Source organism: Halorubrum amylolyticum (assembly GCF_004114995.1).
Classification (GTDB): domain Archaea; phylum Halobacteriota; class Halobacteria; order Halobacteriales; family Haloferacaceae; genus Halorubrum; species Halorubrum amylolyticum.
Genome location: NZ_SDJP01000002.1, coordinates 22,542 through 46,777, shown reverse-complemented (window position 1 = coordinate 46,777; position 24,236 = coordinate 22,542). Strand labels below are relative to the sequence as shown.

22 protein-coding genes are annotated in these 24,236 nt (G+C 71.4%); 8 read left to right on the top strand and 14 right to left on the bottom strand.

Features of this window, described 5'->3' with window-relative positions; translation table 11 throughout:
* Positions 1 to 117: 117 nt before the first annotated feature.
* Together purL and ESO89_RS02690 are read right to left on the bottom strand one after the other, a co-directional pair.
* On the bottom strand, positions 118 to 2,397 hold the full coding sequence (purL, locus tag ESO89_RS02695) for a phosphoribosylformylglycinamidine synthase subunit PurL (RefSeq protein ID WP_128904146.1): 2,280 nt from the start codon (positions 2,395 to 2,397) through the stop codon (positions 118 to 120).
* 146 nt (positions 2,398 to 2,543) lie between these two features.
* The gene (locus ESO89_RS02690; protein ID WP_128904145.1) at positions 2,544 to 4,406 is read right to left on the bottom strand and encodes a S9 family peptidase; all 1,863 of its coding nucleotides are present in this window, start codon (positions 4,404 to 4,406) and stop codon (positions 2,544 to 2,546) included.
* Between the two features lie 166 nt (positions 4,407 to 4,572).
* Here ESO89_RS02690 and ESO89_RS02685 point away from each other — a divergent pair, with 166 nt between their 5' ends.
* Positions 4,573 to 5,622, top strand: a complete 1,050-nt coding sequence (locus tag ESO89_RS02685) for a glycosyltransferase family 4 protein (RefSeq protein WP_128904144.1) — start codon at positions 4,573 to 4,575, stop codon at positions 5,620 to 5,622.
* 42 nt (positions 5,623 to 5,664) lie between these two features.
* Here ESO89_RS02685 and ESO89_RS02680 read toward each other — a convergent pair whose 3' ends face one another.
* The 3 genes from ESO89_RS02680 to ESO89_RS02670 form a co-directional block, all read right to left on the bottom strand.
* On the bottom strand, positions 5,665 to 6,303 hold the full coding sequence (locus tag ESO89_RS02680; RefSeq protein WP_128904143.1) for a halocyanin domain-containing protein: 639 nt from the start codon (positions 6,301 to 6,303) through the stop codon (positions 5,665 to 5,667).
* Between the two features lie 73 nt (positions 6,304 to 6,376).
* The gene (locus tag ESO89_RS02675; protein WP_128904142.1) at positions 6,377 to 7,084 is read right to left on the bottom strand and encodes a type I 3-dehydroquinate dehydratase; all 708 of its coding nucleotides are present in this window, start codon (positions 7,082 to 7,084) and stop codon (positions 6,377 to 6,379) included.
* An 89-nt stretch (positions 7,085 to 7,173) separates the two neighbouring features.
* Positions 7,174 to 8,148 carry a transcription initiation factor IIB gene (locus ESO89_RS02670; RefSeq protein ID WP_128904141.1) on the bottom strand — a complete coding sequence of 325 codons (975 nt, stop codon included), beginning with the start codon at positions 8,146 to 8,148 and terminating at the stop codon, positions 7,174 to 7,176.
* 207 nt (positions 8,149 to 8,355) lie between these two features.
* Between ESO89_RS02670 and ESO89_RS02665 the strand changes: the two genes are divergently transcribed.
* The 3 genes from ESO89_RS02665 (at position 8,356) to ESO89_RS02655 (ending at position 10,159) form a co-directional block, all read left to right on the top strand.
* On the top strand, positions 8,356 to 9,165 hold the full coding sequence (locus ESO89_RS02665) for a cobalamin-binding protein (RefSeq protein WP_128904140.1): 810 nt from the start codon (positions 8,356 to 8,358) through the stop codon (positions 9,163 to 9,165).
* A gap of 11 nt (positions 9,166 to 9,176) precedes the next feature.
* Entirely contained in the window at positions 9,177 to 9,746 is a 570-nt protein-coding gene (locus ESO89_RS02660; RefSeq protein WP_128904371.1) for a DUF84 family protein, read from the top strand.
* Between the two features lie 152 nt (positions 9,747 to 9,898).
* The gene (locus ESO89_RS02655) at positions 9,899 to 10,159 is read left to right on the top strand and encodes a DUF7123 family protein (RefSeq protein ID WP_128904139.1); all 261 of its coding nucleotides are present in this window, start codon (positions 9,899 to 9,901) and stop codon (positions 10,157 to 10,159) included.
* A 25-nt stretch (positions 10,160 to 10,184) separates the two neighbouring features.
* Here the strand turns inward: ESO89_RS02655 and ESO89_RS02650 are convergent, their stop codons facing one another.
* Both ESO89_RS02650 and ESO89_RS02645 read right to left on the bottom strand, forming a co-directional pair.
* On the bottom strand, positions 10,185 to 10,811 hold the full coding sequence (locus tag ESO89_RS02650) for a winged helix-turn-helix transcriptional regulator (protein WP_128904138.1): 627 nt from the start codon (positions 10,809 to 10,811) through the stop codon (positions 10,185 to 10,187).
* Between the two features lie 136 nt (positions 10,812 to 10,947).
* Entirely contained in the window at positions 10,948 to 12,090 is a 1,143-nt protein-coding gene (locus ESO89_RS02645; protein WP_128904137.1) for an SPFH domain-containing protein, read from the bottom strand.
* Between the two features lie 142 nt (positions 12,091 to 12,232).
* On the opposite strand from ESO89_RS02645, the gene ESO89_RS02640 reads away from it, so the two are divergent.
* On the top strand, positions 12,233 to 13,045 hold the full coding sequence (locus ESO89_RS02640; RefSeq protein WP_128904136.1) for a protein sorting system archaetidylserine synthase: 813 nt from the start codon (positions 12,233 to 12,235) through the stop codon (positions 13,043 to 13,045).
* Between the two features lie 101 nt (positions 13,046 to 13,146).
* On the opposite strand, the gene psmB is transcribed toward ESO89_RS02640, so the two are convergent.
* The 4 genes from psmB to ESO89_RS02625 form a co-directional block, all read right to left on the bottom strand.
* A complete protein-coding gene (gene psmB, locus ESO89_RS02635) occupies positions 13,147 to 13,878 on the bottom strand; it encodes an archaeal proteasome endopeptidase complex subunit beta (protein WP_050027024.1) in 732 nt (243 codons plus the stop codon).
* A 147-nt stretch (positions 13,879 to 14,025) separates the two neighbouring features.
* Positions 14,026 to 15,201 (bottom strand): inorganic phosphate transporter, encoded by a 1,176-nt coding sequence (locus ESO89_RS02630; RefSeq protein ID WP_128904135.1) that lies wholly within the window; start codon positions 15,199 to 15,201, stop codon positions 14,026 to 14,028.
* A 1-nt stretch (position 15,202) separates the two neighbouring features.
* Positions 15,203 to 15,331 carry a DUF7859 family protein gene (locus ESO89_RS19150; RefSeq protein ID WP_277750249.1) on the bottom strand — a complete coding sequence of 43 codons (129 nt, stop codon included), beginning with the start codon at positions 15,329 to 15,331 and terminating at the stop codon, positions 15,203 to 15,205.
* 369 nt (positions 15,332 to 15,700) lie between these two features.
* Positions 15,701 to 16,219 (bottom strand): metallophosphoesterase, encoded by a 519-nt coding sequence (locus ESO89_RS02625; protein ID WP_128904134.1) that lies wholly within the window; start codon positions 16,217 to 16,219, stop codon positions 15,701 to 15,703.
* A gap of 161 nt (positions 16,220 to 16,380) precedes the next feature.
* On the opposite strand from ESO89_RS02625, the gene gatB reads away from it, so the two are divergent.
* From gatB to ESO89_RS02610, 3 genes are read left to right on the top strand one after another with little or no spacing between them, the layout of a single operon-like run.
* Complete coding sequence (gene gatB / locus ESO89_RS02620) at positions 16,381 to 17,868, top strand: Asp-tRNA(Asn)/Glu-tRNA(Gln) amidotransferase subunit GatB (protein ID WP_128904133.1); 1,488 nt, start codon at positions 16,381 to 16,383, stop codon at positions 17,866 to 17,868.
* A gap of 34 nt (positions 17,869 to 17,902) precedes the next feature.
* Positions 17,903 to 18,151, top strand: a complete 249-nt coding sequence (gene samp2 / locus ESO89_RS02615; protein WP_128904132.1) for a ubiquitin-like small modifier protein SAMP2 — start codon at positions 17,903 to 17,905, stop codon at positions 18,149 to 18,151.
* Positions 18,148 to 18,603, top strand: coding sequence for a GNAT family N-acetyltransferase (locus tag ESO89_RS02610; RefSeq protein ID WP_128904131.1), 456 nt, complete (start codon positions 18,148 to 18,150; stop codon positions 18,601 to 18,603). Before samp2 ends, ESO89_RS02610 begins: the two co-directional genes overlap by 4 nt.
* A 63-nt stretch (positions 18,604 to 18,666) precedes the next feature.
* Here the strand turns inward: ESO89_RS02610 and ESO89_RS02605 are convergent, their stop codons facing one another.
* The 3 genes from ESO89_RS02605 to cobN are packed head-to-tail and all read right to left on the bottom strand — an operon-like array spanning position 18,667 to position 24,233.
* Positions 18,667 to 19,488, bottom strand: a complete 822-nt coding sequence (locus ESO89_RS02605; RefSeq protein WP_128904130.1) for a cobalt-precorrin-7 (C(5))-methyltransferase — start codon at positions 19,486 to 19,488, stop codon at positions 18,667 to 18,669.
* Positions 19,485 to 20,237, bottom strand: coding sequence for a precorrin-8X methylmutase (locus ESO89_RS02600; protein WP_128904129.1), 753 nt, complete (start codon positions 20,235 to 20,237; stop codon positions 19,485 to 19,487). Before ESO89_RS02600 ends, ESO89_RS02605 begins: the two co-directional genes overlap by 4 nt.
* A 27-nt stretch (positions 20,238 to 20,264) precedes the next feature.
* A complete protein-coding gene (cobN, locus tag ESO89_RS02595; RefSeq protein ID WP_128904128.1) occupies positions 20,265 to 24,233 on the bottom strand; it encodes a cobaltochelatase subunit CobN in 3,969 nt (1,322 codons plus the stop codon).
* Between the last annotated feature and the right edge of the window lie 3 nt (positions 24,234 to 24,236).

The following is a 24,236-nucleotide window of genomic DNA, read 5'->3' as shown; positions in this document are numbered from 1 at the left end:
GTCCCGTAACTGAGACTACGTATTTTAGGAAAACCTAAAAGCGTATCGCTCGCTCCCCCGCAGCGATAACGCGGGGGCGGTGGATGTCTCGTCCGAGAACCGGTTCGCGAGACCGACTCAGGCGAGTTCGCGCTCGATGACGCCGCGAAGCTCCCGGATCGCGTCGGCGTCGAGCGCCATCTCGTCGTCGCCGACCGAGAGCGAGAGCGTCCCGTCGGTCGTCACCTCGCCGAGCCGGAGGACGGGCAGATCGTCCGTGAGTTCGGCGACCGCCTCGGGGTCGGTCGTCTGGACGACGAGGCGGCCGGGCGTCTCCTCGAAGGCGGCGACGCGGTCGGGGAGGGTCACGTCGGCGCCCGCGTCGTCGGTCACCAGCTCCGCGAGCGCGACCGCGAGCCCCCCGTCGCTCACGTCGTGTGTCGCGAGCGTCGACTCGTGGCGGGCGACCGCCGCGAGCGACGCGACGAGATCTCCGAGACCGCCGAGTCCCTCGCCCTCCGCGTCCGGCAGCGTCGGGAACCGGTCGGTTCCGCCCGCCTGCGCGAGGTACTCGGAGCCGCCGAGCGCGCCGCCGTCGGCGCCGCCGGCGCCGACCAACAGGAGCTCGGAGTCGCCCGCGCGGTCGGCGTCGAGGGCGGCGGGCGGCGCGTCGTACCCCTTCCGGGTGCCGATCAGCGCGAGGGTCGGCGTCGGCGGGATCGGTCCCTCGACGCTGTCGTTGTACAGCGAGACGTTGCCGCCGACCACGGGCGTGTCGAGGGAGTCGCAGGCGTCGGCGAGCCCGTCGACTATCCCCTTGAAGCCGCCGTACACGTCCGGTTTCTCCGGGTTGCCACCGTTGAGGCAGTCGACCGCCGCGAGCGGGACCGCGCCCTTCGCGGCGAGGTTGGTCGCGTTTTCGAGGGCGACGGCGCGGGCGCCCTCGTAGGGCGCGGTCTCGGTCCAGTTCGGGTTCGCGCCCGAGGAGAGCGCGAGGCCGACGCCCGCCGACCCGGGGGCGGACTCGGACGCCGATTCGGTCTCCCGGATCGCCATGACCGCGGCGTCGTCGCCGGGTTTCATTGCGGTGCGGACGCCGACCTCGTGGTCGTACTGGCGGTACACCCAGCGCTTGCTCGCCGTCGAGGGGGCGGAAACGACCGACTCGACCGCCTCGTCGAGGGACGGTTCGGGGGCCGGGAAGTCGCGGTCCGGCTGCGCGGGCGGGTCGCTCGCGAGGTCGTTCATCGGGGCGCCGTCGGCGAGGTACTCGGCGTTCACGTCGACGACGACCTCGGACTCCGCGTCGGAGTCGTCCGCGTCGTCGCCCTTCCCCGCGCCCGCGAACTCGCAGACGTAGTTCCCGTCGGTCACATCGCCGATGACGGAGCAGCCGAGGTCGAACCGCTCGGCGAGCGCCGCGACGCGGTCCACGTCCGCGGGCGCGACCTCGTAGCACATCCGCTCCTGGCTCTCGGCGAGCAGGATCTCCGTCGCGTTCATGTTCGGCTCGCGCTGGTGGACGCTGTCGAGGTCGATCCGGGCGCCGAGCCCGCCCTTCGCGACCAGTTCGGAGGAGGCGCCGCCGAGACCCGCCGCGCCGAGGTCGCGGGCCGAGAGGACCAAGTCCTCATCCACGAGCGCCTCGTTGCACTCGATCAGCCGCTTTTCGGCGTAGGGGTCGCCAACCTGCACCGCGGGGCGGTCCTCGGTCTCGGCGTCCTCGGCGAGGTCCTCCGAGGCGAAGGAGGCGCCGCCGAGCCCGTCGCGGCCGGTGCCGTTGCCGACGAGCACGAGCTTGTTCCCGGGCTCCTGTGCGGTCGCGGTCACGAGCCGGTCCTCGTTGGTGAGGCCGACGCAGGCGACGTTGACGAGGGGATTCCCCTCGTAGCCGTCGTGGAAGGCGACGCTCCCGCCGACGGTGGGGACCCCGATGCAGTTGCCGTAGTGGGAGATCCCCTCGACGACGCCCTCGAAGAGGTAGCGGGAGCGCTCGCGGTCGAAGTCGCCGAAGTACAGCGAGTCGAGTAAGGCGATGGGGTACGCCCCCATCGACATGGTGTCGCGGACGATGCCGCCGACCCCCGTCGCCGCCCCGTCGAACGGGTCGACGAAGGAGGGGTGGTTGTGGCTCTCGACGCCGAAGGTGACGTACTGGTCGCCGTAGTCGTCGGCGTCGCGCTCCGACGCGGGCGCGTCCGCGGCCTCGGGATCGGGCAGCGCGAGGACCGCGGCGTCGTCGCCGGGGCCGACGACGACCTGGTCGCCCCCGCTCTCGAACGCCGACAGCAGGGGCCGCGAGGAGCGGTACGCGCAGTGTTCGCTCCAGAGGTTCTCGAACAGCGCGGCCTCGGCGGTCGTCGGCTCCCGACCGAGCTCCGCGACGACGAGCTCGTGGTCCGGCTCGGACAGACTCATTCACTTACGTGGTTATCGAGCCGGTTCTAATGCTTTTCTATATGCACGTTCGTGGTGTCTTCGGCGGTCACAGCGCCGGCTCGTCCCGGAAGGCGGTCCCCCGGCGGAAGCAGAGGCCCGCCACGACTCGGCGGGGTTCGCGCCCGTCAGACGTGTTCCGCGAGGAAGCCGACGACCTCGCGGTACGCCTCGATGCGGTTCTCCAGCTTCGAGAAGCCGTGTCCCTCGTCGTCGAAGATCAGCTTGCGCACGGGCACGCCCTGTTCGCGCGCTCGCTCGACGATCTGTTCGGCCTCGCCGACGGGCACCCGGGGGTCGTTCGCGCCGTGGAGGACGAACAGCGGCGACTCGATGGCCTCGATGTTGTTGATCGGCGAGATCGACTCCAAGAACTCCCGGTCGTCTTCGAGCGACCCGTACTCGGCCTCCCGGAGCGCGCGGCGCCAGTCGCCGGTGTTCTCCAAGAACGTGACGAAGTTCGCGATGCCGACGACGTCGACGCCGGCGGCCCACAGCTCGGGGTACTCGGTGAGCGCGGCAAGCACCATGAAGCCGCCGTAGGAGCCGCCCATCGCGGCGACGCGGTCGGGATCGACCTCGGGGTGGTCGTGGAGCCACTCGACGCCGGCCCGGATGTCCGCGACCGAGTCCATCCGCTTTTCCACGTCGTCGAGCGCGGAGTACGCCTTGCCGTACCCAGAGGACCCGCGGACGTTCGGCTCGAACACGGCGTACCCGTTGTTCAACAGGTACTGTTTCACCGAGGCGAAGGAGGGGCGGCGCTGCGACTCGGGGCCGCCGTGGATGTCGACGACCACGGGGTAGCCGTCCTCGGGCGGCTTCGTCTCCGGTACGGAGAAGAAGGCGGGGATCTCCCGCCCGTCGAACGTGGGGTAGTGGACCAGCTCCGGCTCGACGAACGTGTCCGGCGGGATGCCGGCGGTCGAGGCCGCGGACCAGCGCTCCACCTCGCCGGTCGTCGCGTCGACGACGTAGACGTTCGCGTTGTGGGTGCTGCCGGTCGCGGTGACCGCGAAGCGGTTCCCGTCGGGCCCGAAGCTCACGCCGCCGGCGACGCCCCCGGGGAGGTCTGGGGTCGGGAACGGGTCGATCCGGTCCGGCTCGACCAGCTCGCCGACCGCGAGCTCGGTGTAACCGTCGACGTTCCGCGAGTACACCACGCGCCGGGACTCCTCGTGGACCGCGACGCCGTCGACGTTCCAGCCGTCGTCGCCGCCGGGCTTCGCGGCGGTGTCGCCCGCATCTCCCGCCCCGGCTTCGTCTTCGCCGGACGCGACCACGGAGAACTCGCCGCTCGCGAGGTCGAGTCGCTCCAAGCGCAGCGTGTCGCTGTCGCGGTCGGTGACGAGGTAGAGCGACTCGCCGTCGGGCCCCCACTCCGGGCTGCCGTACCGCACGTCCCCCTCGTGGGGCGTGCGGTGGGTCAGGTCGCCGGTAGCGACGTCGAGGGTGTACACGTCGTGGTCGAACGAGGAGTGCGCCTCGTGGACGATCAGCCGATCGTCGCTCGGCGACCAGCCGGCGACGGAGAGCCAGCCGTCGCCCTCGTAGACGAGTTCGGCGTCGTCGCCGGTCGCGTCTCGGTCCTGCACGTACACGTCGAAGACGGCCTCGTCGCGGCGGTTCGAGGCGAACGCGAAGCGGTCGCCCTCGCCGTCCCAGCCGCCCCACCGGTGTTTCGCCTCCGGGCGATCGGTGAGGTCGGTGATCTCGCCCGACTCGTAGTTGAGCAGGTACAGCTGGGCGCGCTCGTTACCGCCCTCGTCCATGCCGAAAACGGCCTCCGCGCGCTCCGGCGAGGAGTCGACGAACGAGACCGACTCCTCGAAGAACGTGTGCTGTTCGGGCCACCCGAGGGGCTCGTCGAGCGACCACACCTGTCCGGTGCCGGTCGTGTTCAACAGGAAGGAGAGCCGCCCGTCGGGCCCCAGGTCCGCCCCGCCGGCGTTCCGCACGTTGAGGTATCGCTCGATGTCGTACCGGTGCATGGGGTCCGGTTCCGAGCGCTGTGTGAAACCGTTTCGGGTGGGGGAACCGGTCGCACGGCCGTGAGCGGGTCGCCGATCGGCCGGCCGTCCGCCGTTCCGCCGTCCGTCCTTCCTCCCTCCGCCGGATGCCGTGTCTTTTTATCCGCCCCAGCCGTCCGGTCGCCGTATGCGCGTCGCGTTCGTCTCGCTTTTCGCACCCGGTCACGGCGACACGCCGGCGCGGTCGCGAACGCGACGGTTCGCTCAGGGGCTCGCCGAGCGCGGCCACGACGTGATCTGGCTCTGTGCCCGCTGGTGGGGCGGCGACCACGACGCCTTCGATGACGACGGGATCGCGTACCGGTCGGTGACCGCCGAACCGTCGCCGTCGGCGTTCGCGGCCCGGCTCCCGGCCGCGCTTCGCCGGGTCGACCCCGACGTGGTCCACGCGGTCAACACCCCGCCGACGCCCGGCGTCGCCGCGACGGTCGCGGGGACCGTCTCCAGAGTCCCCGTGACCGTCGACTGGTGGCGCGACCACCCCGCCGACTCCCGCCGGCGGTACCGGCTGCTCGCCCGGCGGGACGACGCCGTCACGGTCCCGTCGCGGACGGTCAAGACGCGGGTCCGAGAGCACGGCGCCGACGGCGGCGACGTGCGGGTGATCCCCGAGAGCATCGACTTCGACCTCGTCGAATCGGCCGACGTCGACGAGCGGTTCGACGCGGTGTACGCGCGCCGGCTGGACCGCCACGCCAACGTCGAGACGTTCCTGCTCGGGCTCGCGGAGCTCCGCGACCGCGACTGGACCGCCGCGGTCGTCGGCGACGGTCCGGAGCGCGCCCGGATCGAATCGGTGGCGAGCGACCTCCGGATCGACGACCGGGTGTCGTTCCTCGGCGACCTCCCGCTCCGCGAGCGGGTGGCGCTGTTCAAGGGGACCCACGTCGCGGTGGCGACGGCGACGTGGGAGACGTTCGCGACCGATCTGCTGTGGGCGCTGGCGTGCGGCTGCGTCGCCCTCGTCGAGTACCAGGCGGACTCGAGCGCGCACGAGCTCGTGGAGGGCCGCCGGCGCGGGCGGCTCGTCACGAGCCCGGCCGAGCTCGCCGACGAGTTCGTCGCCGTCAGCGACCTCGGTCGGAAGGCCGTCGAGCGCGACTTCGCGTCCTACGACCACGACGCGGTGCTCGACCGGGTGGTCGACGCGTACCGGGAACTCCGGAACGAGGAGTGAACCGAAACCGAAGACGAGAAACGCGCGAACCGCGCCGAGCGACTACTCTTCGTCTCGCGTGATCGTGCCGCCGTACTTCATGAAGACGAAGGCGAGCCCGAGCGTGCTCACCATCGCGACGAACGTCGCGACGCTGAGCGCGCGGGCGCCCTGCGGGACGAACACGGCGTCCGAGCCGCCGCCACCGCCCGTGGACTCGGTTTCGATGTCCTCGCCGACGGCGAGGCCGCCGTGCATTCCGGTCGTGGTGTGCGGCACGCAGTGGTAGTGAGTGATCCCTACGTTCTCCTCGCTCGTCTCGTACTCGTAGGTGTGTCCCTCCTCGCCGATCGGGTCGCCGCTGTCGAGGCTGGCCGGGCCGCCATCCTCAACGGTTTGGACGTTGTGGGAGCCGCCGCTCCCGGTCCACTCCCACGTGACCGTCGTGCCGGGGTCGACCCACAGCAGGGTCGGGTCGAACGCGAGCCCCTGGTCGCCGGCGCCGACCTGAACGGTGACCTCGCTCTCGCCGCGGGCGTCCTGGTACGATCCGACGTTCCCGCTGCTGGCCCCGCTCGGCCAGACCGGCTGCTCCTCCTGTGCCGCCGCGGTCCCGGTCGTCGCCGCCGTCGCTCCCGCGACGCCGGCCGCGCCGCCGGCGGTCCGGATGAACGTGCGCCGAGAGACGTCGTCCGTGCTCATACACCCCGGTTCGTGACGGCCTGTAGTGAATATGTTGATCCGAGCGTGGGTCCCGCCGCCCGCTCGGTCCGGATCAGTCGTCCGCGTCGCCGCCGCCCAGCCCGTCGACGAGGTCCCGGAGCGTGGCGAGGGGAAACTGACCGGGCGCGGTCGCGTTCGCGGGGTCGACGGGTGCGTACCCGATCCGCGAGCCGTACAGCGGGGTGACCGCGCGGGTGTGCCGGCCCGGCTCGCCCATGCACATCGTCGCGACGCGGTGGCCCGCCGCGGTCGCCTCGTGGGTCGCCTCGATCATGGCGAGCGCGTCCGCCGGGGCCGTCGCGGCCGTCGCCAGCTTTCCCACGTCGCCCTCGGCGGCCGCGTCGGCGAGCAGGTCGACGAGCGCCGCGGGCTCCGGGGTCGACTCGAAGTCGTGGACGGACGCGACAACCGCGACCCCCTCCTCGCGGGCCGTGTCGCGCAGCGCTGCCGCGCGCGACTCCTCGGACGGCTCCGGGTGCGTCCCGCGCAGGGCCGCAAGCTCGACGTCGATGGCGGCGACCGCGTCTCGGCCGAGCGCGGTCGAGAGCGCGTCGTACCGGCCGAGGTCGTCGGCCTCGCCGCCCTCCCACGACGCCCGGTTCGTGACAAGCAGCGGGAGTTCGCCGTCGTACGCGTCGAGCTGGGCGAGCGGGTCGCTCGCCAGATCCATCCGGAACTCCACGGCGTCGGCGTACTCGCGGGCGCGCGGCTCCTCGGCGAGGTCGGCCGTGCTCGCGGTCAGGACGAACTCCTCGAACATACGGCGGCATACCGTGGCCGGGGACTTAGCTGTGTGCGTCCGGGGTGGAACTGAATCGACAGGTGCAGAAAATCGCCGTCCGGTCGCGCTTACGCGACGAGGCCGTCCTCGGCCTCTAACAGCTCGTGATACCGGTTCCGGATGGTGACCTCGCTGATGTCGGCGACCTCCGAGACCGCGGCCTGCGTCGTCTTCTCGTTGGTGAGGAGGGCGGCGGCGTAGACGGCGGCGGCCGCGAGGCCCACCGGCGACTTGCCCGAGTGGACGCCCTTGTCCTTGGCGTTGCGCAGGAGGCTCTTCGCGCGCATCTCCGACTCCTCGGAGAGCTCCAGATCGGAGGCGAACCGCGGGACGTACTGTTCGGGGTCGGCCGGCTTCACTTCGAGCTTGAGCTCGCGGACGACGTAGCGGTACGTCCGGGCGATCTCGGCCTTCTCGACGCGGGACACGTCGGCGATCTCGTCGAGGCTGCGCGGGACGCCGGCCATCCGGGCGGCGGCGTACACGCAGGAGGTGGAGACGCCCTCGATGGAGCGACCGGGAAGCAGGTCCTCGTCGAGCGCGCGGCGGTAGATGACGGAGGCGGTCTCGCGGACGTTGTCCGGGAGCCCCTGTGCGCTGGCCATCCGGTCGATCTCGCCGAGCGCCTGCTTCAGGTTGCGCTCCTTCGAGTCGCGGGTGCGGAACCGCTCGTTCCACTTACGGAGCCGCTGCATCTTCTGGCGCTGGCGCGCGCCGAGCGACCGACCGTACGCGTCCTTGTCGCGCCAGTCGATGTTCGTCGAGAGCCCCTTGTCGTGCATCGTGTTGGTCGTCGGGGCGCCGACGCGGCTCTTCTCGTCCTTCTCGCGGGAGTCGAACGCGCGCCACTCCGGCCCGCGGTCGACCGAGTCGGCCTCGACGACGAGCCCGCAGTCGGCGCAGACGCTCTCGCCGTGCTCCTCGTCGTTGATGACGTTGCCGTCGCACTCCGGACAACTCAGCGTCTCGTCGGTCTGTTCCGATTCTGTCTCGTCCGTCTCCGTTCGGGAGCGACTCCCCCGCGTGTGTAATCGTTCACTCATGGCTAAACCCCCTCTCGGTAACTGAACACGGCCCGAGAGCGATCTTGTCCGATAGACAGCGGAACCGAACTTAAAACGACCGGAACGCGTCGCCGGAATCCCGACGAAAGGACACGATCTATCACGGGTTTTCGGGGATCTCGTCGCGGTTCCCGACGTTGGAGACGACCGAAACGCTTGGGCCGGTGGCGCACCGACCCGTTCCTCATGAGCACCCCACGCGTCGTCTCGCTGGCCCCGAGCGCGACGGCGACCGTGACTGCCCTCGGCGCCGCCGAGGCGCTCGTCGGCGTCACGCACCACTGCGAGCCCCCGGACGGCACGGGCGAAGCGCACGCGGGCGCCGCGCACTCGGACCCGACGCCGACGGACGACGACCCCCCCGTTGCCGTCGGCGGCTGGCTCAACCCCGACCTCGACCGCGTCGCCGGTCTCGATCCCGATGTCGTCCTCACCAGCGACGGGCTCCAGGGTGATCTCGCCGACGACTGCCGCGAGCGGGGGTTCGCCGTCCGTCACCGCGAGCCGGCGACGCTCGACGAGGCGGTCGCGACCTTCGCCGCCCGCGGCGCCGACGTGGGTCGGCCCGAGGCCGGCGAGCGCCTCGCCGCCGAGGCCCGAGAGCGCCTCGACCGAGTCGCCGACGCGGTCGCGGACCGCCCGCGCCCGACCGTCTACTGCGAGGAGTGGTCGGACCCGCCGATGGCCGCGGGCAACTGGGTCCCCGGCGCCGTGCGCGCCGCCGGCGGCCGATACCCCTTCGTCGACCCCGGCGAGCGCTCCCGCGAGGTCGACCTCGCGACGATCGAGCGGGCCGACCCCGACCACGTCGTCGTCCACGTCTGCGGGCACGGGGACCGGATCGATCCCGCGACCGTCGAGGGGCGCGACTGGGACGTCGACGCTCCCGTCCACGTCATCGACGATTCCCTCTTGAACCAGCCGAGCCCCGCCCTGATCGACGGCGTCGAGCGGCTGGCCGGACTGTTCCATCCGGGGATCGAGAGCTATTCGTAGCCCGTCGCTCGATCACGGGTATGCGAGTCGGCGTCGGCAGCGGCAACCCGGTGAAGCGGCGCGCGGTCGAACGGGTCCTGGAGTCGTCGCGGGGACGCGACCTCGCCGGCGAGACCGCCGGAGACCGGGCGACCGTCGCGATCGAGTCGGTCCCCGTCCCGTCCGGGGTGAGCGAGCAGCCGACCGGCCACGCCGAGACGGTCGCCGGCGCGGAGAACCGTGCTGAAGCCGCTCTCGACGCGGAGCCGGGCGCGTACGACCTCGGCGTCGGCATCGAGGGCGGCGTCGCGCGCTTCGACGGCGCGGACGGGCTCTTCCTCGTCATGTGGGCGGCGGTCTCGGACGGGTCCCGACTCGGCCGCGGCGCGGGGCCGAGCGTCGCGCTCCCGACCGACGTGGCCGCACGGATCGAGGAAGGGGAGGAGCTCGGTCCCGTGATGGACGACGTGCTCGACACGACGGGGATCGCGAGGCGCGGCGGCGCCGCGGGGGCGTTCACGGCCGGCCGCGTCGACCGCGCCGACGCGCTGGCGGCGGCGGTGGCGGGAGCGCTCGGCCCGTTCGTCTCCGACCTGTACTGAGTCGAACCGGCCACGCCCGACGTTCGAGGATCGTACCGAAACGCGGCGCCTATCCGCCGCCGCGACCACCGTCAGTGAGCGAAACCGCACGACTGCGGCGTGTTAACTCGGTCTACCAACCGCCTTATGGGGGGACGCGACCTGTGTCCGGTATGAGCACGGTCCAACCCGACGCGGTCGCCGTCGAGTCAGCCGGCCTCTCCGCGAAGCAGGCGCGAATCCTCCGCTACCTGCGCGAGAATGCCGGCGATCGGACGTACTTCAAGTCACGGCTGATCGCCGACGAGCTCGACCTCTCCGCGAAGGAGGTCGGCGCGAACATGGGCGCGGTCGCCGACGCGGCCGCCGACATCGACGTCGAGAAGTGGGGGTACTCGTCGGGGACGACGTGGATGGTCACGGGGGAGGCGTAGGCGAGACGCCCGCGAGCGCCGCCCGCTACGGGTCGTAAGCGACGAGATCGGCCGCGTCGTCCGCGAAGGCGACGGCGTCTGCGTCGAAGGAGTCGGCGTATCGGACCGCGAGCGTGAGCAGCCGCTCCGATTCGGTCAGCGCGTAGCCGTCGGTCCGGTCGAGGAGGCCGGCCTCGTCGAGGTCGGCGGCCGCGGCGCTCACGGTCGGCCGGGAGACACCGAGCTCGGCGGCCAGCTCCGCGCCGGTCGCCTCCGGGTCGCGCAACAGCGCGAGGATCATCCCGCGGGGCGTGTCGCGCCGGAGGTACCCGAGCGCGCGCTTGTCGAGGTCGTCGAACCTGTCGGCCGGGAAGTACCGCCGGTAGTCGGCGTCCTTCGCCGACTCGATCTCGCCGGCCTCCTCCAGCTTCCGGAGGTGGTGTTGCGCCTCGCCGGTCCCGAGCCGGAGGTCGTCGCGGAGCTTCGAGAAGTGGGCACCGGGGGTCGTCGGCACGTACCCGCGGATCGCCTCGCGGGTCTCGTTCGCGTCGGTTCGCTCGGAGTCGTCGTTTCCGGCCTCGGCGCTCGCGGTCCCGACGAACGGCGCGGCGGCTCCGACGGCGGCGAACCGCCGGAGCGTCTCGCGTTTCCGTCCGTCGATCCCGTCGGTCACGAGACAAGATAATCGTCGACTCGACAAAAGCACTTCGTTCGGGGCGGTGTCGGACCGCTTCGCGCCCCGGGCGTCGGCCGCCGGGTCGTCGCCGGCCACGGGGTTGCCGGCGACGAAATCGAGGAGAGCCCGTCAGTCAGCCCTCGCGTTCGGTCTCCACGTCGCCGTCGACGGCCTCCTCGTCCATCTCCTGAATGACTTCGTCGGCCGACTTGATGTCCGCGCCGGCGCCGCCGGCCTTGACCGCCTCGGCCTCCTTCTCCAACTCCTCGACGTCCATCTCCGCGGACTCCTCGATCTGGCCGAGGATCTCGTCGATATCGTCGAGCCCGAGCATCTTGCGGGTGTCGTCGTCGAACTCCTTGCCGTCGAGCCCCTCCATCTGCTGCACGTCGGAGCCGGAGAGCGCCTTGCCGTAGCGGCCGACGAGGCTGGTGAGTTCCTGCGGGAGCACGAACGTGGTGGATTCGCCTTTGCCGATCTCTTCGAGGGTCTCCATGCCGCGCTCGATGATGGCGCGCTCGCCCATCGACTCGGCGGAGCGCGCGCGGAGGACGGTCGAAATCGCGTCCCCCTGCGCTTCGAGGATCTGGGACTGCTTTTCACCCTGCGCGCGGATGATGTTCGACTGCTTGTCACCCTCCGCCTGCTCGACCGCGGAGCGGCGTTCCCCCTGCGCTTCGAGGATCATCGCGCGGCGGCGGCGCTCGGCGGAGGTCTGCTGCTCCATCGCCTGCTGGACGTCCTTCGAGGGATTGACCTCGCGGACCTCGACGCTCTCGACGCGAATTCCCCACTCGTCGGTCGGCTCGTCCAGCTCCTTGCGGATCTTCGCGTTGATCTCCTGCCGCTTGTTCAGCGTGTCGTCGAGCTCCATGTCGCCGAGAACGGCCCGGAGGGTCGTCTGCGCGAGGTTCGAGACGGCCTTCTTGTAGTCGTCCACTTCGAGGAACGCCTTCTTCGCGTCCATCACCTTGATGTAGACGACCGCGTCCGCGGTCACCGGCGAGTTGTCCCGCGTGATCGCCTCCTGGCGGGGGACGTCGAGCGTCTGCGTGCGCATGTCGAACGGGTACGTGCGGGAGACGAACGGCGGGATGAGGTTGATACCCGGTTCGAGGAGCTTGCGATACTCGCCGAAGACGGTGAGCGTCTTCTTCTCGTAGGCGTCGACGATCTCGAACGACTGCCAGAGCGTGACGACCACGAGCAGCAGGAAGAGCAGCCCGACGCTCACTAGGCCGAACCCGAGGCCGGATTGGAGGGTGATCGGATCCATGCCCCGAACTTGGGCCATCCCGTTCTTAATACTTCTCCCCACGCGGCGAGTTTCGCGCACCACGCGGCTCCGACCGCTCCCGGCCGGTCCGCGCGCTCCGCAGATAACAAACCCTAAAACCCGGCTCGGCGACCGATCCCGTATGCATTTGCGGTTCGTCGGGCGGCTCGGCCTCGCGGACGCGGTGACGGTGGCGAACGCGGCGGTCGGGTTCCTCGCGACCGTCGCCGCCGCCGTCGACCCCCGGCTCGCGGCCCGCCTCGTCCTGCTCGCCGCGGTCGCGGACGGGCTCGACGGCGTCGTGGCGCGCCACCGCGGCTCCACCGACGCCGGGCCGTACCTCGACTCGCTAGCCGACGTGGCGTCGTTCGGGGTCGCGCCCGCCGCGCTCGTTGCGTTCGTCGTCCTCGACGCGCGGTCGTTCGCGGCCGATCCGGTCTTCGTCGCCGCCGGCCTCGGCGTCGCGGCCCTGTTCGTCTCGATGGCGGTCGCCCGGCTCGGGATGTACACGGCCTACGACACCGGCGAGCGCGAGACGGTGGGCGTGCCGACGACGCTGGCGGCCACGGTGCTCGCCGCGGCCGTCATCGCCGGCTACACCGCCCCCGCGCTGCTCGTCGCGGCGACCGCCGCGTTCGCCCTGTTGATGGGGTCGACCGTCACGTACCCCGACCTCCATGCACAGGACGCGCTCGTGATGGGGGTCGTGCAGGCGGCCGTGATCCTCACTCCGATCGGCCACATGGCCACGAGCCTCCTCCCCGCGTGGATCGGCGAGGGGTTCGCGTTCGCGCTGCTGTTCCTCTCCGTCGGCTACCTCGTCCTCGGCCCGCGGTTCTACTGGGGCGACGGGATTCGGTCGCCGAAGGACGTGGGTGACGCGACGGAAGCGGCCGACGCGACAGAAGCGGCCGACGCGACTGACGCCGACGCCGCCGAAGACCGCGGCGCCTAGGCTGTCGCCGTGTCGCGTGACGGGAGAACGCGGAATCGGAGCAGAGCAGAACGGGTCGGAGCGGATCGCAAAACGAGTTCGCGGACGCTCCGCGGACCGCCTTACAGCAGGTCGTCGAAGTCCTTGTAGCGGGTGATGTCTACGCCATCGTCGGTGACGACGGCGACGTTGATCCCGTTGCCGGACGCGAGGTCGCGCTCGACGGCGGACTGGATCGCCTTCGCGGCGATCTCGGTCGCCTCGTCGACGGTCACGTCGTCGTGGTACTCCTGTTCGAGGACACCGAGGGCGTACTGGGAGCCGGAGCCGGTGACGGTGTACTCCTCCTCGGTCGTGCCGCCGAGGGCGTCGATGGAGTAGATATGGGCGCCCTCGTCGTCGACGCCGCCGAGGATCGGCTGGACGATGTAGAACGCGCCGGAGCGGAGGAGGTTCCCGGTGAGCGTCGACAGCGCCTCCATGGACATGTCCTTGCCGCGGCGGGTTTCGTAGAGGCTCGTCTCGGCCTTCAGCGTCGAGATGAGGTTCTGGGCGGCGGAGACGGAGCCGGCGATGGTCAGCGCGCCGCGGGGGTGGACCTCCTCGACCTTCTGGACGTCCTTCGAGGAGACCATGCCGCCGAGAGAGGCGCGCATGTCGGTCGCCATCACGACGCCGTCGGCGGTTTTGATGCCGACCGTCGTGGTGCCGGTCTTCATCTCGCCCTCGCCGTCGGCCTGCGCCGCGCGGCGTTCGCTGTGTTCGAACTCGCCGATCTCCGGTCCGAAGACGGGCTGGTCGCGGCCTAGCTCCTCGGCCGGCCCGTCGGAGAGGTCGCCAGTCGGTGTTCGCATTACGCTCCGTTGGCCCGGCGCGCTGATAAAGGCAACCCTTCGGGGACCGACCGCCGGTTCCGACGGGTCTATTCGTCGGCGAACGCGTCCGCCGCCGCGTATACGAGTCAGGCGGGCGAACCGACTCGGCGCCGATCGCGTCGCCCGTCACACTACGAACTGCGCGGCCGTGTACACGCCGAACCCGAGCCCAAGCGATCCGACGAGCGACGCGATCCACGCGAACACGGTGTACCCCATCTTCGCGCGGCTCACACCGGCGTCGCCCGCGGCGTACCCGGCGCCGACGATGGCGGAGACGATGATCTCGTTGAACGAGACGGGGATCCCGAACGCGACGGCGATCTGCGCGATCGCGAACGACGGGATGAGCGCCGAGATCGACCGCCGGGGCCCCATCGAGGCGTAGTCCTGCGAGATCGCCTTGATCATTCGCGGCGCGCCGGTCCACGAGCCGACGAGCAGCCCAGCGCCGCCGCCGACGAGCAGCGCCCACAGCGGGACCCCCACGTCGCTGAAGATCGGGACGAGCGGGCCGATCGCGAGGCCGACCTGCGAGCCGCCGGCCGAGAACGCGACGAGCCCGCCCATCGCGAGGAGGAACCGGCGCTGCGCGCCCTCGCGGTCGCGGCCGAGGTCGGCGTACACCGCGACCGCAACGACCGCGGCGACCGCGGCCGTGACGAGCGCGCTCCCGGCCTCGCCGACCCCGAGCCCGGGACCGAGCGCCTCCGACAGCGACGCCTGCTCGCCGGCCGGCCCGAGTAGCGCGAACCCGACGTTCGCGACGATCGCGCCGACCAGCCCGGCGAGCGCGGCGGTGAGCGGTCGCTCGGGGAGCACATCGCCGATGAGCCCGCGCGCGACGACGTAGGCGACGCCGCCGCCGGCGAACGGGGTGAGCACCCACAGCGTGAGGATCTCGGTGTACTTCGGCCACGCGGGGTCGCCGCCCATCGCGAGCCCGACGCCGACGACGGCGCCGGTGACCGTGAAGGCGGTCGCGATCGGGTAGCCGGCGAACACCCCGATCGCGACGAGCGCGGCCGCGGTGAGGAGCGCGACGATGGCCGCGCCGGCCGTGAGGGTGACGCCGCCGATCAGCTCGGTCCCCACCGCCTCCGTCACGTTCGCGCCCTGCAGGATCGCGCCGAGCAGCCCCAACACGCCGACGACGAGCCCCGCGCGCATCACCGAGATGGCGTTGGCGCCGACCGCCGGAGCGAACGGGGTCGACCCGGAGGAGCCGGCGCCGATCGACCACGCCATGAAGAGGCTGGCGGCGGCGGCCACCCCGAGGGTGGCGACGGTTACGATGATCATCTTACTGCTGCCCGTCTTCGTACCCTTCGCGGAGTCCAGTCAGGGTGCGCCGGACGAGAAGGAACCCGAAGAAGAAGAACCCGAGCAGGGCGACGAGGATCACGACAAACAACGGTTCGACCGGGAGCATACACTCGAATCCGTCGGAACGGTGTTATGCGTTTCGGCACCACGATCCGCCGGGTCGCCCGCCCTCCGGGCGGTGACTAAAACGCGCTTTTGTGCCTAAGCTAGCTATAAGCTATCGCCGGCACAAGGTATCGACGCGACCCCCGCTTCGGCCCTCACTCCTCGGTCGGCCATCGATCGAGACGGCACGCGATGTCCGCCCGTTCGGATCTCTCTCCCGATCCCCTGCCCCCCTCTTCCACCGGTCGACCGACCCGCGGGGCGTCGCCGTCGCCCGCCGACGTTCCCCGTTCGGCGGGCGTCACGTCTCCGACGACCGGCGGCGGTCCCGACCGTCGCTCCGAGACGGCGTCACGCCTGATCCCGCAGCTCACGGCGCTATCCGGAACTCCTCGAAGACCGCTCCGTCCGGCGTGACGAGCCGACCGCTCAGGGCGTTCTCGTCCCCGGCGGTCGGTTCGAACTCCGCGTGCGCCGGGCGGTTCCCCCGCGGCTGCGCGTGGCTCCCCGGGTTCAGTATCGGGAGCCCGCCGCCGTCGTCGAACCGGGGACGGTGGCTGTGGCCGCAGATCACGGCGTTCGCGTCGCGCTCCCTGGCGAGCATCGCGAGTCCGGTGTCGCCGTTGCGGTGCCGGTGGGTGACCGCGAACCGGACGCCGGCGTATTCCACCGTCCGCACCTCCGGGAGCCGATCGCGGATCGCCGCGTCGTCGTTGTTTCCGTACACGCCTCGCAGGGTCCGGGCGGTCGACTCGAACGCGTCGAGCACCGGTTCGCGGTAGAAGTCGCCGGCGTGGACGACGATCTCGGCCTCCCGGACCGCGTCGAGGGTCCGGCCCTGGAGCTTCGACTCCTCGCGTGCGTGCGTGTCGGAAACGACGACGAGCATGGTCCCGTTCGGCCCGCCCCGGGCTTAAAAAGCGCGCCCCGGGACGGCGGCGGCCCTCGTCCCCGGGGCGGGCGCACCGCCCGAGGCTCGGCGGTCCCGCGCCGGGACGCCGCGTGTCGGTCCCGACACGATTTAGGTGGCCCGCCCGCAACGGGTCGGTAATGAGCACTCAGGCCGCGACGGAGGAGCGGACGGTCGTGATCGGGCTGGAGGTCCACGTCCAGCTCGAGACCGACACGAAGATCTTCTGCGGCTGCTCGACGGAGCCCGAAGAGGACGAGGAGCCGAACACGCGCACGTGCCCGACCTGCCTCGGGCTGCCGGGCGCGCTGCCGGTCCTCAACGAGGCCGCCGTCGAGGCCGCCGTGAAGGTGGGGAAGGCGATCGACGCCGACATCCCCGAGACGACCACGTTTCACCGGAAGAACTACTACTACCCCGACCTGCCGAAGAACTTCCAGCTCACGCAGTACGACGCCCCGATCTGCCAGTCCGGCGAGTTGGAGGTCCGCGTCGGCGACGAGGCCCGCACCATCGGGATCACCCGCGCGCACCTCGAAGAGGACCCCGGGAGCCTCCAGCACGCCGGCGGCTCCATCGAGTCGGCGACGCACACCCTCGTCAACTACAACCGCGCCGGGACGCCCCTGATGGAGATCGTCACCGAGCCGGACTTCCGGTCGCCGGCGGAGACGCGGGCGTTCCTCGCGAAACTCGAAGAGGTACTGGAGTACCTCGGCGTCTTCGACCCGACACGCGACGGGAGCCTGCGCGTCGACGCCAACGTCTCGCTGGTCCCCGACAGCGCGGTCGCCGACGACGGGACGATCACCGGGGACGCGCTCGCGGACGTGAACCGCGCCGAAGTGAAGAACATCTCCAGTCACAAGGGCGCCGAGCAGGCGCTCGCGTACGAGGTCACCAGACAGGAGAACGTGCTCCGGCGCGGCCGCGAGATCGAACAGGAGACCCGCCACTGGGACGAAGCGCGCGGTGTCACCGTCTCGATGCGCTCGAAGGAGGCCGAGAAGGACTACCGTTACTTCCGGGAGGCCGACCTTCCCGCCCTCGAAGTCTCCGACTGGAAAGAGCAGATTCCGATCCCGGAGCTGCCCGACGCCCGCCGCGAGCGCTTCCGCGAGGCGTACGGGCTCGACCGCGAGTCCGCCTCGAAGCTCACCTCCACGAAGGCGGTCGCAGACTTCTTCGAGGACGTGGCCGAATCGTTCGATCCCGAACTCGCCGCGACGTGGGTCGCCGACAACCTGCTCGGCGAGCTCAACTACCGGGAGATGTCGATCACGGACGTGGAGGACCGGCTCGACGAGTTCACACGCCTCATCGAACTCGTCGCCGCCGAGGAGCTAACGGTGAAAAACGCCGAGGAGGTCGTCCTCCGCGAGATGCTCGACGAGGGCGAGGACCCCGAGACCGTCATCGAGCGCGAGGGGCTCGGCGTCGCCGGCTCCGGCGAAGTCGAGGCCGCCGTCGCGGCCGCCATCGACGGCAACCCCGACGCGGTCGACGATTACCACGACGGCGACGAGAGCGCGATCAACTTCCTCGTCGGACAGGTGATGCAGGCGACGGGCGGGAGCGCCGACCCCGGCGAGGTGAACGGGCTGCTCCGCGAGGAGCTGGACGAGTAACTTCCGTGAGTACCCGCATCGAGGCCGCGCGCCGATGAACGTCACCGTCGAAGTCGTCGGCGAGGGGACGGCGGAGTACGACCTCCCCGACGACGCCACCTACGCCGACCTCATCCGCGAAGCGGGCTACCACCCGCAGGAGGCGTCGGCGCTGGTCGACGGCTCGCCGGTTCCCGGCGACCGCGTCGTCGACGCAGAGGAAGTTCGGCTGCTCCGGCTGATTAAGGGCGGATCGACGGGCGGCAGCCCGGCGAACGATAGCCCGGCGGACGGCGGCGCGTGAGCGGGGAGCGCGACCCGCCAGAGGGCATCGCGATAGAGACGCCCTCGCCGGACGATCGCCTCGATGTTCTCCGCGTGCTCGACGCCGCCATGCTGGAAACGACCCCCGAAGCCGTCGACGCCGCGATCGGCGCGGATGACGCCCTCGTCGCGCGGTTCGAGAGGACGGACGCGGTCGTCGGCGCGCTGGTCGCGACGCGCCCGAAGCCGGAGCGGCTCCACGTCGACGCCGTCGCGGTCAGGCGGGCGCGTCGCGGGCGGGGGATCGGCTCCGCGCTCGTCGCCGCGGCGGTGCGACGCGCCGAGCGCGACCCCGAGGTCGCCGCGGTCACCGCCGAGTTCGACCCGAAACTGGAGGGGTTCTACCGGGACCTCGGGTTCGACGCGATGTCGGCGACGGGCTCCGACGAGTCCGACCGATTGCGGGGTCGCCGTCGAGTCGACGAGGGGTGACTTCGGAACCCCCGACCACCGGCGCGACTGAGCAGGCGGATCTTCCGCGTCGACCTTCCCGGATCAGGCGCGGACGACGAGCACGGTGAGGTCGGAAAAGGCGCTGTCGGCCGGGTCGTCGCCGCCGGCGCCGTCGGCCAGCGTCCCGAGGTCGGTCCGCGTAATCTGCTCGTCGGAGTGAGTCAGCCGTTCGCAGACGAGCGCGTCGAGGCCCCGGTCCGCGCCCCCGCTGACGAGTTCGGCCGCGATGTCTTCGGGCATCCAGTCGTACGGACGCGGGATCACGATCAGGTTGCGGTCGCCGACGGCCCGGCCGAGGCGCGCGAGAGCGGGCGAAACGTCGCCCCTAACGTGGAGCGTCTCGAAGACCGACTCCTCCAGCGGCGTTCGCGCCCGGCTCGCGGCGACCTGCACCGAGGAGATCCCGGGGACGACCGCGACCGGCGCGTCGACCGCGGCCTCGACCTTCCCGAGGAACTGGTAGCCGGAGTGGTTCGGATCGCCCATGAGCACGGCGACCCCGCGCGCGCCGTCGGCGACGCGGTCGGCGAACCGCCCGAGCGCCTCGGGCTCGTCGCGGTAGCCGCAGGTGATCAGCTCCGCGTCCGTCTCGTCGGCGACGAAGTCGACGACCGTCTCGAAGCCGACGACGACATCCGCGTCTCGGAGCAGCCGCCCCGCGCGCCGCGTCAGCAGCTCGGTGTTCCCCGGGCCGATGCCGACGGCGTGGACGAGTTCCTCGCCCCCAGAACCGGTCCGCGGCGGCTCCGGCGTCGCGCTCGCCGTCTCGGCCGGGCGATCCGGAAGCGTCGGTGGATTCGGCTCGTCGTCCGCCTTGTCGTCCGCCTCGTCGTCCGGCTCGTCACCCGTCTCGTCGCCCGTCACAGCTCGACCGCTCCGTCGCGGGCGTCGCTGGCGACGTGGACGAGTTCGTTCGTCAGCCCGGCCGCGAGGCCGCTCCCGCCGCGGCGGCCGACGTTCGTCACCGCGGGCACGCCGTGTGCGGCGCAGATCGCCCGGATCCGCTCGCGCGAGTCGGCGGCTTTCACGAACCCGACGGGCGTCGCGACGACGGCCGCCGGTCGGGTGCCGCTCTCGATGCAGTCCGCGAGCGCGAGCGCCGCGGTCGGCGCGTTTCCGACGACCGCGATCGCCCCGTCGTAGACGCCCTCGCGGTCGAGTTCGAGCACGGCCGCCGCGGTGCGCGTCATCCCGGTCTCGGCGGCCAGCTCGGCGCCGTTGCCGATCGCCTTCCGCACCGCGCAGCCGTGCCCCCGACCGGTGATCCCGGACTTCACCATCGTGATGTCCGTCACGATCGGTCGCTCGTCGAGCACCGCCCGCGCGCCGGCGCGGACCGGCTCGCTCTCGTCGCCGCCGGTGAACCGGACGAGGTGCTGGAACTCCGGATCGCCGGTCGCGTGCACCGACTTCGCGCGCAGCCGGTCCGCGAGCGTCTCCTGCGGAACGAGTTCGTGAACCCGGTCCATGCTGGTCTCGGCGATGTCCATCGCCGCCTCGGTCGTCGCGCCGAGGTCGGCGTACGCCTCGCTGTCGTCCGTGTCGTCGTGCGTCGTCGTGTCGGATGCGTCGTTTTTGTCGTCGTGCGTCGTCGTGTCGGATGCGTCGTTCATGTGCGTTGATAATGGTCGTAATCGAATTTACTCGCCCGCTTCCGGGTGTCCCGCGAGCGCGTCCGCCTCGCCGGCGTCCCGCGACTCGCGCTCTTCGATCGCTCCCTCGGCGCGGAGGTTCAGGTCGCGCAGGCGCTCTTCGGTCCTCGAATCGGCGTCCCAGAGGCCGCGGTCGATCGCCTCCAGCAGCGTGTCGGTGATCGAGTCGAGCGCCCACGGGTTCACGTCCGCCAGCCACTCGCGGCGGTCCTCGTCGAAGGCGTACTCGTCGGCCACGGCCTCCCAGAGGGTGTCGCTCACGACGCCGGTGGTGGCGTCCCAGCCGAGGACCACGTCGACCGTCGTGGAGAGGTCGCCAGCGCCCTTGTAGCCGTGCTCCTCCATCGAGTCGAGCCAGCGCGGGTTCAGGACGCGCGAGCGCATCGCCTTCCGGACCTTCTCCTCGTTGGTATAGATGCGCACGTCGTCGGGGTCCGATGAGTCGCCGACGTAGGAGGCGGGCTCGGCGCCCGCGTGCTCCGTGACCGCGGTGATGAACCCGCCGTGGAACGCGTACCAGTCGGAGGAGTCGAACTCGTCCTGCTCGTCGGTGTCCTCGATCTTCACGGTCGCCTCGACGTTCGAGAGGCGGCGCTCGAACGCGTCATGCGCCTCGCTCACGCGGCCGCGCTTCCCGAGGGCGTAGCCGCCCCACTGGGTGTACACCGCCGCGAGGTCCGAGCGGTCCTCCCACTCGCCCTCGTCGACCGCCTTGTTCGTGCCGGCGCCGTAGCCGCCGGGCGTCGTCGTGAACACCCGGTGACGGGCGGCCGACTCGGGGTCGTCAATCCCGGCCTCAGCCAGCTCGTCGGCCTCCTCCTCGACGTGTTTCTTGACGTAGTTGCGGTCGTGCGGCTCGTCCAGATCGACCACGGCGTCGACGGCGTCGTGGATCGCTCCCGCCGCCGCGGGGAACGCGTCCCGGAAAAGCCCGGAGACCCGCGTGGTCACGTCGATCCGCGGGCGACCCAGTTCGTCCAGCGGGATCGGCTCCACGTCCTCGACGCGGCCGGCGTCGGACCACACCGGCTCGACGCCCATCAGCGCGAGCACCTGCGCGACGGTCTCCCCCCGCGTCCGGACGGTGGGCGTCCCCCACGCGACGACGCCGACCTCCTCGGGGTACTCTCCCGCGTCATCTACGTGGCGGTCCAAGATCCCCTCGGCGACTTCCCTGCCCACGTCCCACGCGGCGCGGGCGGGCACCTTCCGCGGGTCGAGCGTGTAGAAGTTCCGCCCCGAGGGGAGCAGGTCGACGCCGCCGCGGGTGGGCGCGCCGCTGCCGCCCGGCGGGACGTACCCGCCGGCGAGCGCGTCGGCGACGTTGCCGACCTCCGCGCGAGCGCCGCCGACGCGCGGAGCGGCTTCCTCGCAGACGTAGCGGAGCGCCTCGCGGAGGTCGTCGTGGGCGCCCGACTTCGCCCGGCCGTCGCCGAGGGTGTCGACGTCGACGACGAGGAGGTTCATGTTGACCTCGTCGTCGGGGTCGGCCTCGCGCTCCGACGCCGGCACGTCGAAGTCGTGCGCCGCGAGCGTCGCCACGAGGTCGCAGCTCACCTCGTGGACGCGGTCGGCGGCGGCCGCGTACGTCATTCCGAGGGCCTCGTCGTAGGCGCCGGGTCGCTCGCGCATCCGGTCGTAGTCGACGCCGAGGACGCCCGCGACCGACTCGCGGAGGCTCGGCGCCCCGGGGTTCTCCAGCCGGGTGAGAGCGACGAGGTACTCCACGAGCCGGTCGCCCGCGGGCGGCTCGCCGAGGGTGTGCAGCCCCATCCGGATCTGGGTGGTCTTCACGTCGGTCAGGTACTCGTGGACTCGCTCGACGAGGTCGTCGATCGGGAGTTCGTCACCCGCCACCTCGCCCGCCGCGAGCGTGGAGCCGGCCTCCTCGGGGCCGCGCACGTCGGCCTTCTGATCGATGTCGCCCACGACCCCCAGCTCGACCGCGAGGTCCAGATCGTCGACCGCCTCGCGGATCCGGCGTTCGAGTCGCTCGCCGTCGTCGGGGCGCGCGTCGATCGTCCCGGCCTCGCGGTACTGGTCGGCCAGCTCCTCCAGCTCCGCAAGGTCGTCGTACGTCCCGGCATTCGCCATCGGCGGCGTGAGGTGGTCGACGACGGCGGCGTACGACCGGCGCTTCGCCTGCGTCCCCTCGCCGGGGTTGTTGATCACGTAGGGGTAGACGTTCGGGAGGTCGCCGACCAGCTGGTCGGGGGCGGACGACGAGTCCAGCCCGACGGTCTTCCCGGGGAGCCACTCCAGCGAACCGTGCGTGCCCATATGGACGACCGCGTCGGCGTCGAACGACTCGCGGACCCAGCCGTAGAAGGCGACGTAGTCGTGGGGCGGCTGGAGGTCGGAGTCGTGGTACACCTTCGAGGGGTCCATCCCGAATCCGCGCGGGGGCTGGACCGTCACGAGGACGTTCCCGAACTCGACGCCCGGGATCGCGAAGGGGCGGTCGGGCGGGTCGCCCCACTCCGCGAGGACGGCCTCGCGGAAGTCGGAATCGAGGCCCGCGAACCGCTCGCGGTAGGCGTCGGGCGCGACCGTGTCGACGCTCAGCTCGCGGACGTCCTCCGGGGCGACCCAGCGGTCGTCGAGGGTGAGCTGGGACGTGAGCGCGTCCATGAGCGCCTCGCCGTCGGTCGGGGGTCCGGCGGCCGCGGCGCCGCTGTCCCCGTCGCTGCCGTCGATTCCGCCGGTCTCTCCGAGGTCGTACCCGCGGTCGTCCAGTTCCGCGAGGAGGTTCACCGTGCTCTCGGGGGTGTCCAGTCCGAACGCGGTCCCGATCCCGTCGTCGCTCGGCGGGTAGTTGTGGAGGACGACCGCCACCCGCGCCTCGTCGTTCGGGAGGTGCCGGAGCCGCGCCCAGTTGACCGCCAGCGACGCGACGTGGTCGATCCGGTCGTCGATCGGGAAGTGCCGTTTCGGAGCCGATCCGATCCCCGCCTCGTCTTCGGTGCGCTCCTTCCCCGAGACGGGGTGGGTGATCACGTTGCCGTCGAACTCCGGCAGCGCCACCGAGAGCGCGAGCTCGAACCCCATCACGCCCGTGTCGCTGGCCTCGTAGCGCGAGCGCGAGCGCATCGTCGTCACGGTCTGAAGCACGGGGACGCCGAGGCGGTCGAGGAACACCTCCGCGGCGCCGTCGCCCTCGTCGCTCGCGTTCCGGCCGCGCTCGTCCATCGACAGCGCGAACATGAACGACGAGCACATCGCGTCGACGACCGGGTCGCCGTCGTCGTCGAGCAGCCACTCGTCGGTGACGCGCTCGGCGTCCCAGCCCTCCTCGTCGCCCGCGGGGTCGCAGAACACCGGGAGCGCGTCGACGCCGCGCTCCTCCAGCGCGCGCACCTGCGCGTCGACGTAGCGGGTGTTCTCGTGGGTCCAGTGGGACGCGTAGAACCAGACGCCGACCGTCGGCGTCTCCGGGTCCAACGTCGCGGTCAACTCCTCGTAGCTCGCGCCCGGGTGGTCGGGGTGGTAGACCCCCTCCGACGGCAGCGCGACCGGGTCGTCGTGCTCGTAGCCGCCGGGAGGCGCGTCGGCCGCCGCACCGTAGGCGTCGGCGAGGAACCGCAGGAGGTTCATGAGGTTGGCGGTCCCGCCGTGCTCCAGGTACTCGCGAGTCCGCGTCGCGAGCTCGGCGTCGGCCGTCGTGTCCTCGGCGGCGAACGCGTCGCCGGTCGCCTTCACGACGACCGGGACACCCGCCTCGCGGAGCCGTTCCGTCGCGCGCTCGTACCCCGGCATGCTGTCGGTGCCGCCGTGGAGCCACAGCACGACCGCCGCGGCGTCCGCCGCCACCAGCTCCGACAGGAAGTCGTCCACGTCCGTCGGGTCGTCGAGGTCTCCCTTTGACCGGGCGAGGAGGTCGACCTCCGTCTCGCCCGCCGCGGCGGCTACCGACCCGAGCTCGTTCTCAGTCGCCGTGTAGAATCCGATCGTCGTCATAAG

What these genes read in the sequence shown, in the direction of transcription:
- purL (WP_128904146.1), bottom strand. Translation starts at nt 2,397, where the DNA reads ATGAGTCTGTCCGAGCCGGACCACGAGCTCGTCGTCGCGGAGCTCGGT.
- ESO89_RS02690 (WP_128904145.1), bottom strand. Translation starts at nt 4,406, where the DNA reads ATGCACCGGTACGACATCGAGCGATACCTCAACGTGCGGAACGCCGGC.
- ESO89_RS02685 (WP_128904144.1), top strand. Translation starts at nt 4,573, where the DNA reads ATGCGCGTCGCGTTCGTCTCGCTTTTCGCACCCGGTCACGGCGACACG.
- ESO89_RS02680 (WP_128904143.1), bottom strand. Translation starts at nt 6,303, where the DNA reads ATGAGCACGGACGACGTCTCTCGGCGCACGTTCATCCGGACCGCCGGC.
- ESO89_RS02675 (WP_128904142.1), bottom strand. Translation starts at nt 7,084, where the DNA reads ATGTTCGAGGAGTTCGTCCTGACCGCGAGCACGGCCGACCTCGCCGAG.
- ESO89_RS02670 (WP_128904141.1), bottom strand. Translation starts at nt 8,148, where the DNA reads ATGAGTGAACGATTACACACGCGGGGGAGTCGCTCCCGAACGGAGACG.
- ESO89_RS02665 (WP_128904140.1), top strand. Translation starts at nt 8,356, where the DNA reads ATGAGCACCCCACGCGTCGTCTCGCTGGCCCCGAGCGCGACGGCGACC.
- ESO89_RS02655 (WP_128904139.1), top strand. Translation starts at nt 9,899, where the DNA reads ATGAGCACGGTCCAACCCGACGCGGTCGCCGTCGAGTCAGCCGGCCTC.
- ESO89_RS02645 (WP_128904137.1), bottom strand. Translation starts at nt 12,090, where the DNA reads ATGGATCCGATCACCCTCCAATCCGGCCTCGGGTTCGGCCTAGTGAGC.
- ESO89_RS02640 (WP_128904136.1), top strand. Translation starts at nt 12,233, where the DNA reads ATGCATTTGCGGTTCGTCGGGCGGCTCGGCCTCGCGGACGCGGTGACG.
- psmB (WP_050027024.1), bottom strand. Translation starts at nt 13,878, where the DNA reads ATGCGAACACCGACTGGCGACCTCTCCGACGGGCCGGCCGAGGAGCTA.
- ESO89_RS02630 (WP_128904135.1), bottom strand. Translation starts at nt 15,201, where the DNA reads ATGATCATCGTAACCGTCGCCACCCTCGGGGTGGCCGCCGCCGCCAGC.
- ESO89_RS19150 (WP_277750249.1), bottom strand. Translation starts at nt 15,331, where the DNA reads ATGCTCCCGGTCGAACCGTTGTTTGTCGTGATCCTCGTCGCCCTGCTC.
- ESO89_RS02625 (WP_128904134.1), bottom strand. Translation starts at nt 16,219, where the DNA reads ATGCTCGTCGTCGTTTCCGACACGCACGCACGCGAGGAGTCGAAGCTC.
- gatB (WP_128904133.1), top strand. Translation starts at nt 16,381, where the DNA reads ATGAGCACTCAGGCCGCGACGGAGGAGCGGACGGTCGTGATCGGGCTG.
- samp2 (WP_128904132.1), top strand. Translation starts at nt 17,903, where the DNA reads ATGAACGTCACCGTCGAAGTCGTCGGCGAGGGGACGGCGGAGTACGAC.
- ESO89_RS02600 (WP_128904129.1), bottom strand. Translation starts at nt 20,237, where the DNA reads ATGAACGACGCATCCGACACGACGACGCACGACGACAAAAACGACGCA.
- cobN (WP_128904128.1), bottom strand. Translation starts at nt 24,233, where the DNA reads ATGACGACGATCGGATTCTACACGGCGACTGAGAACGAGCTCGGGTCG.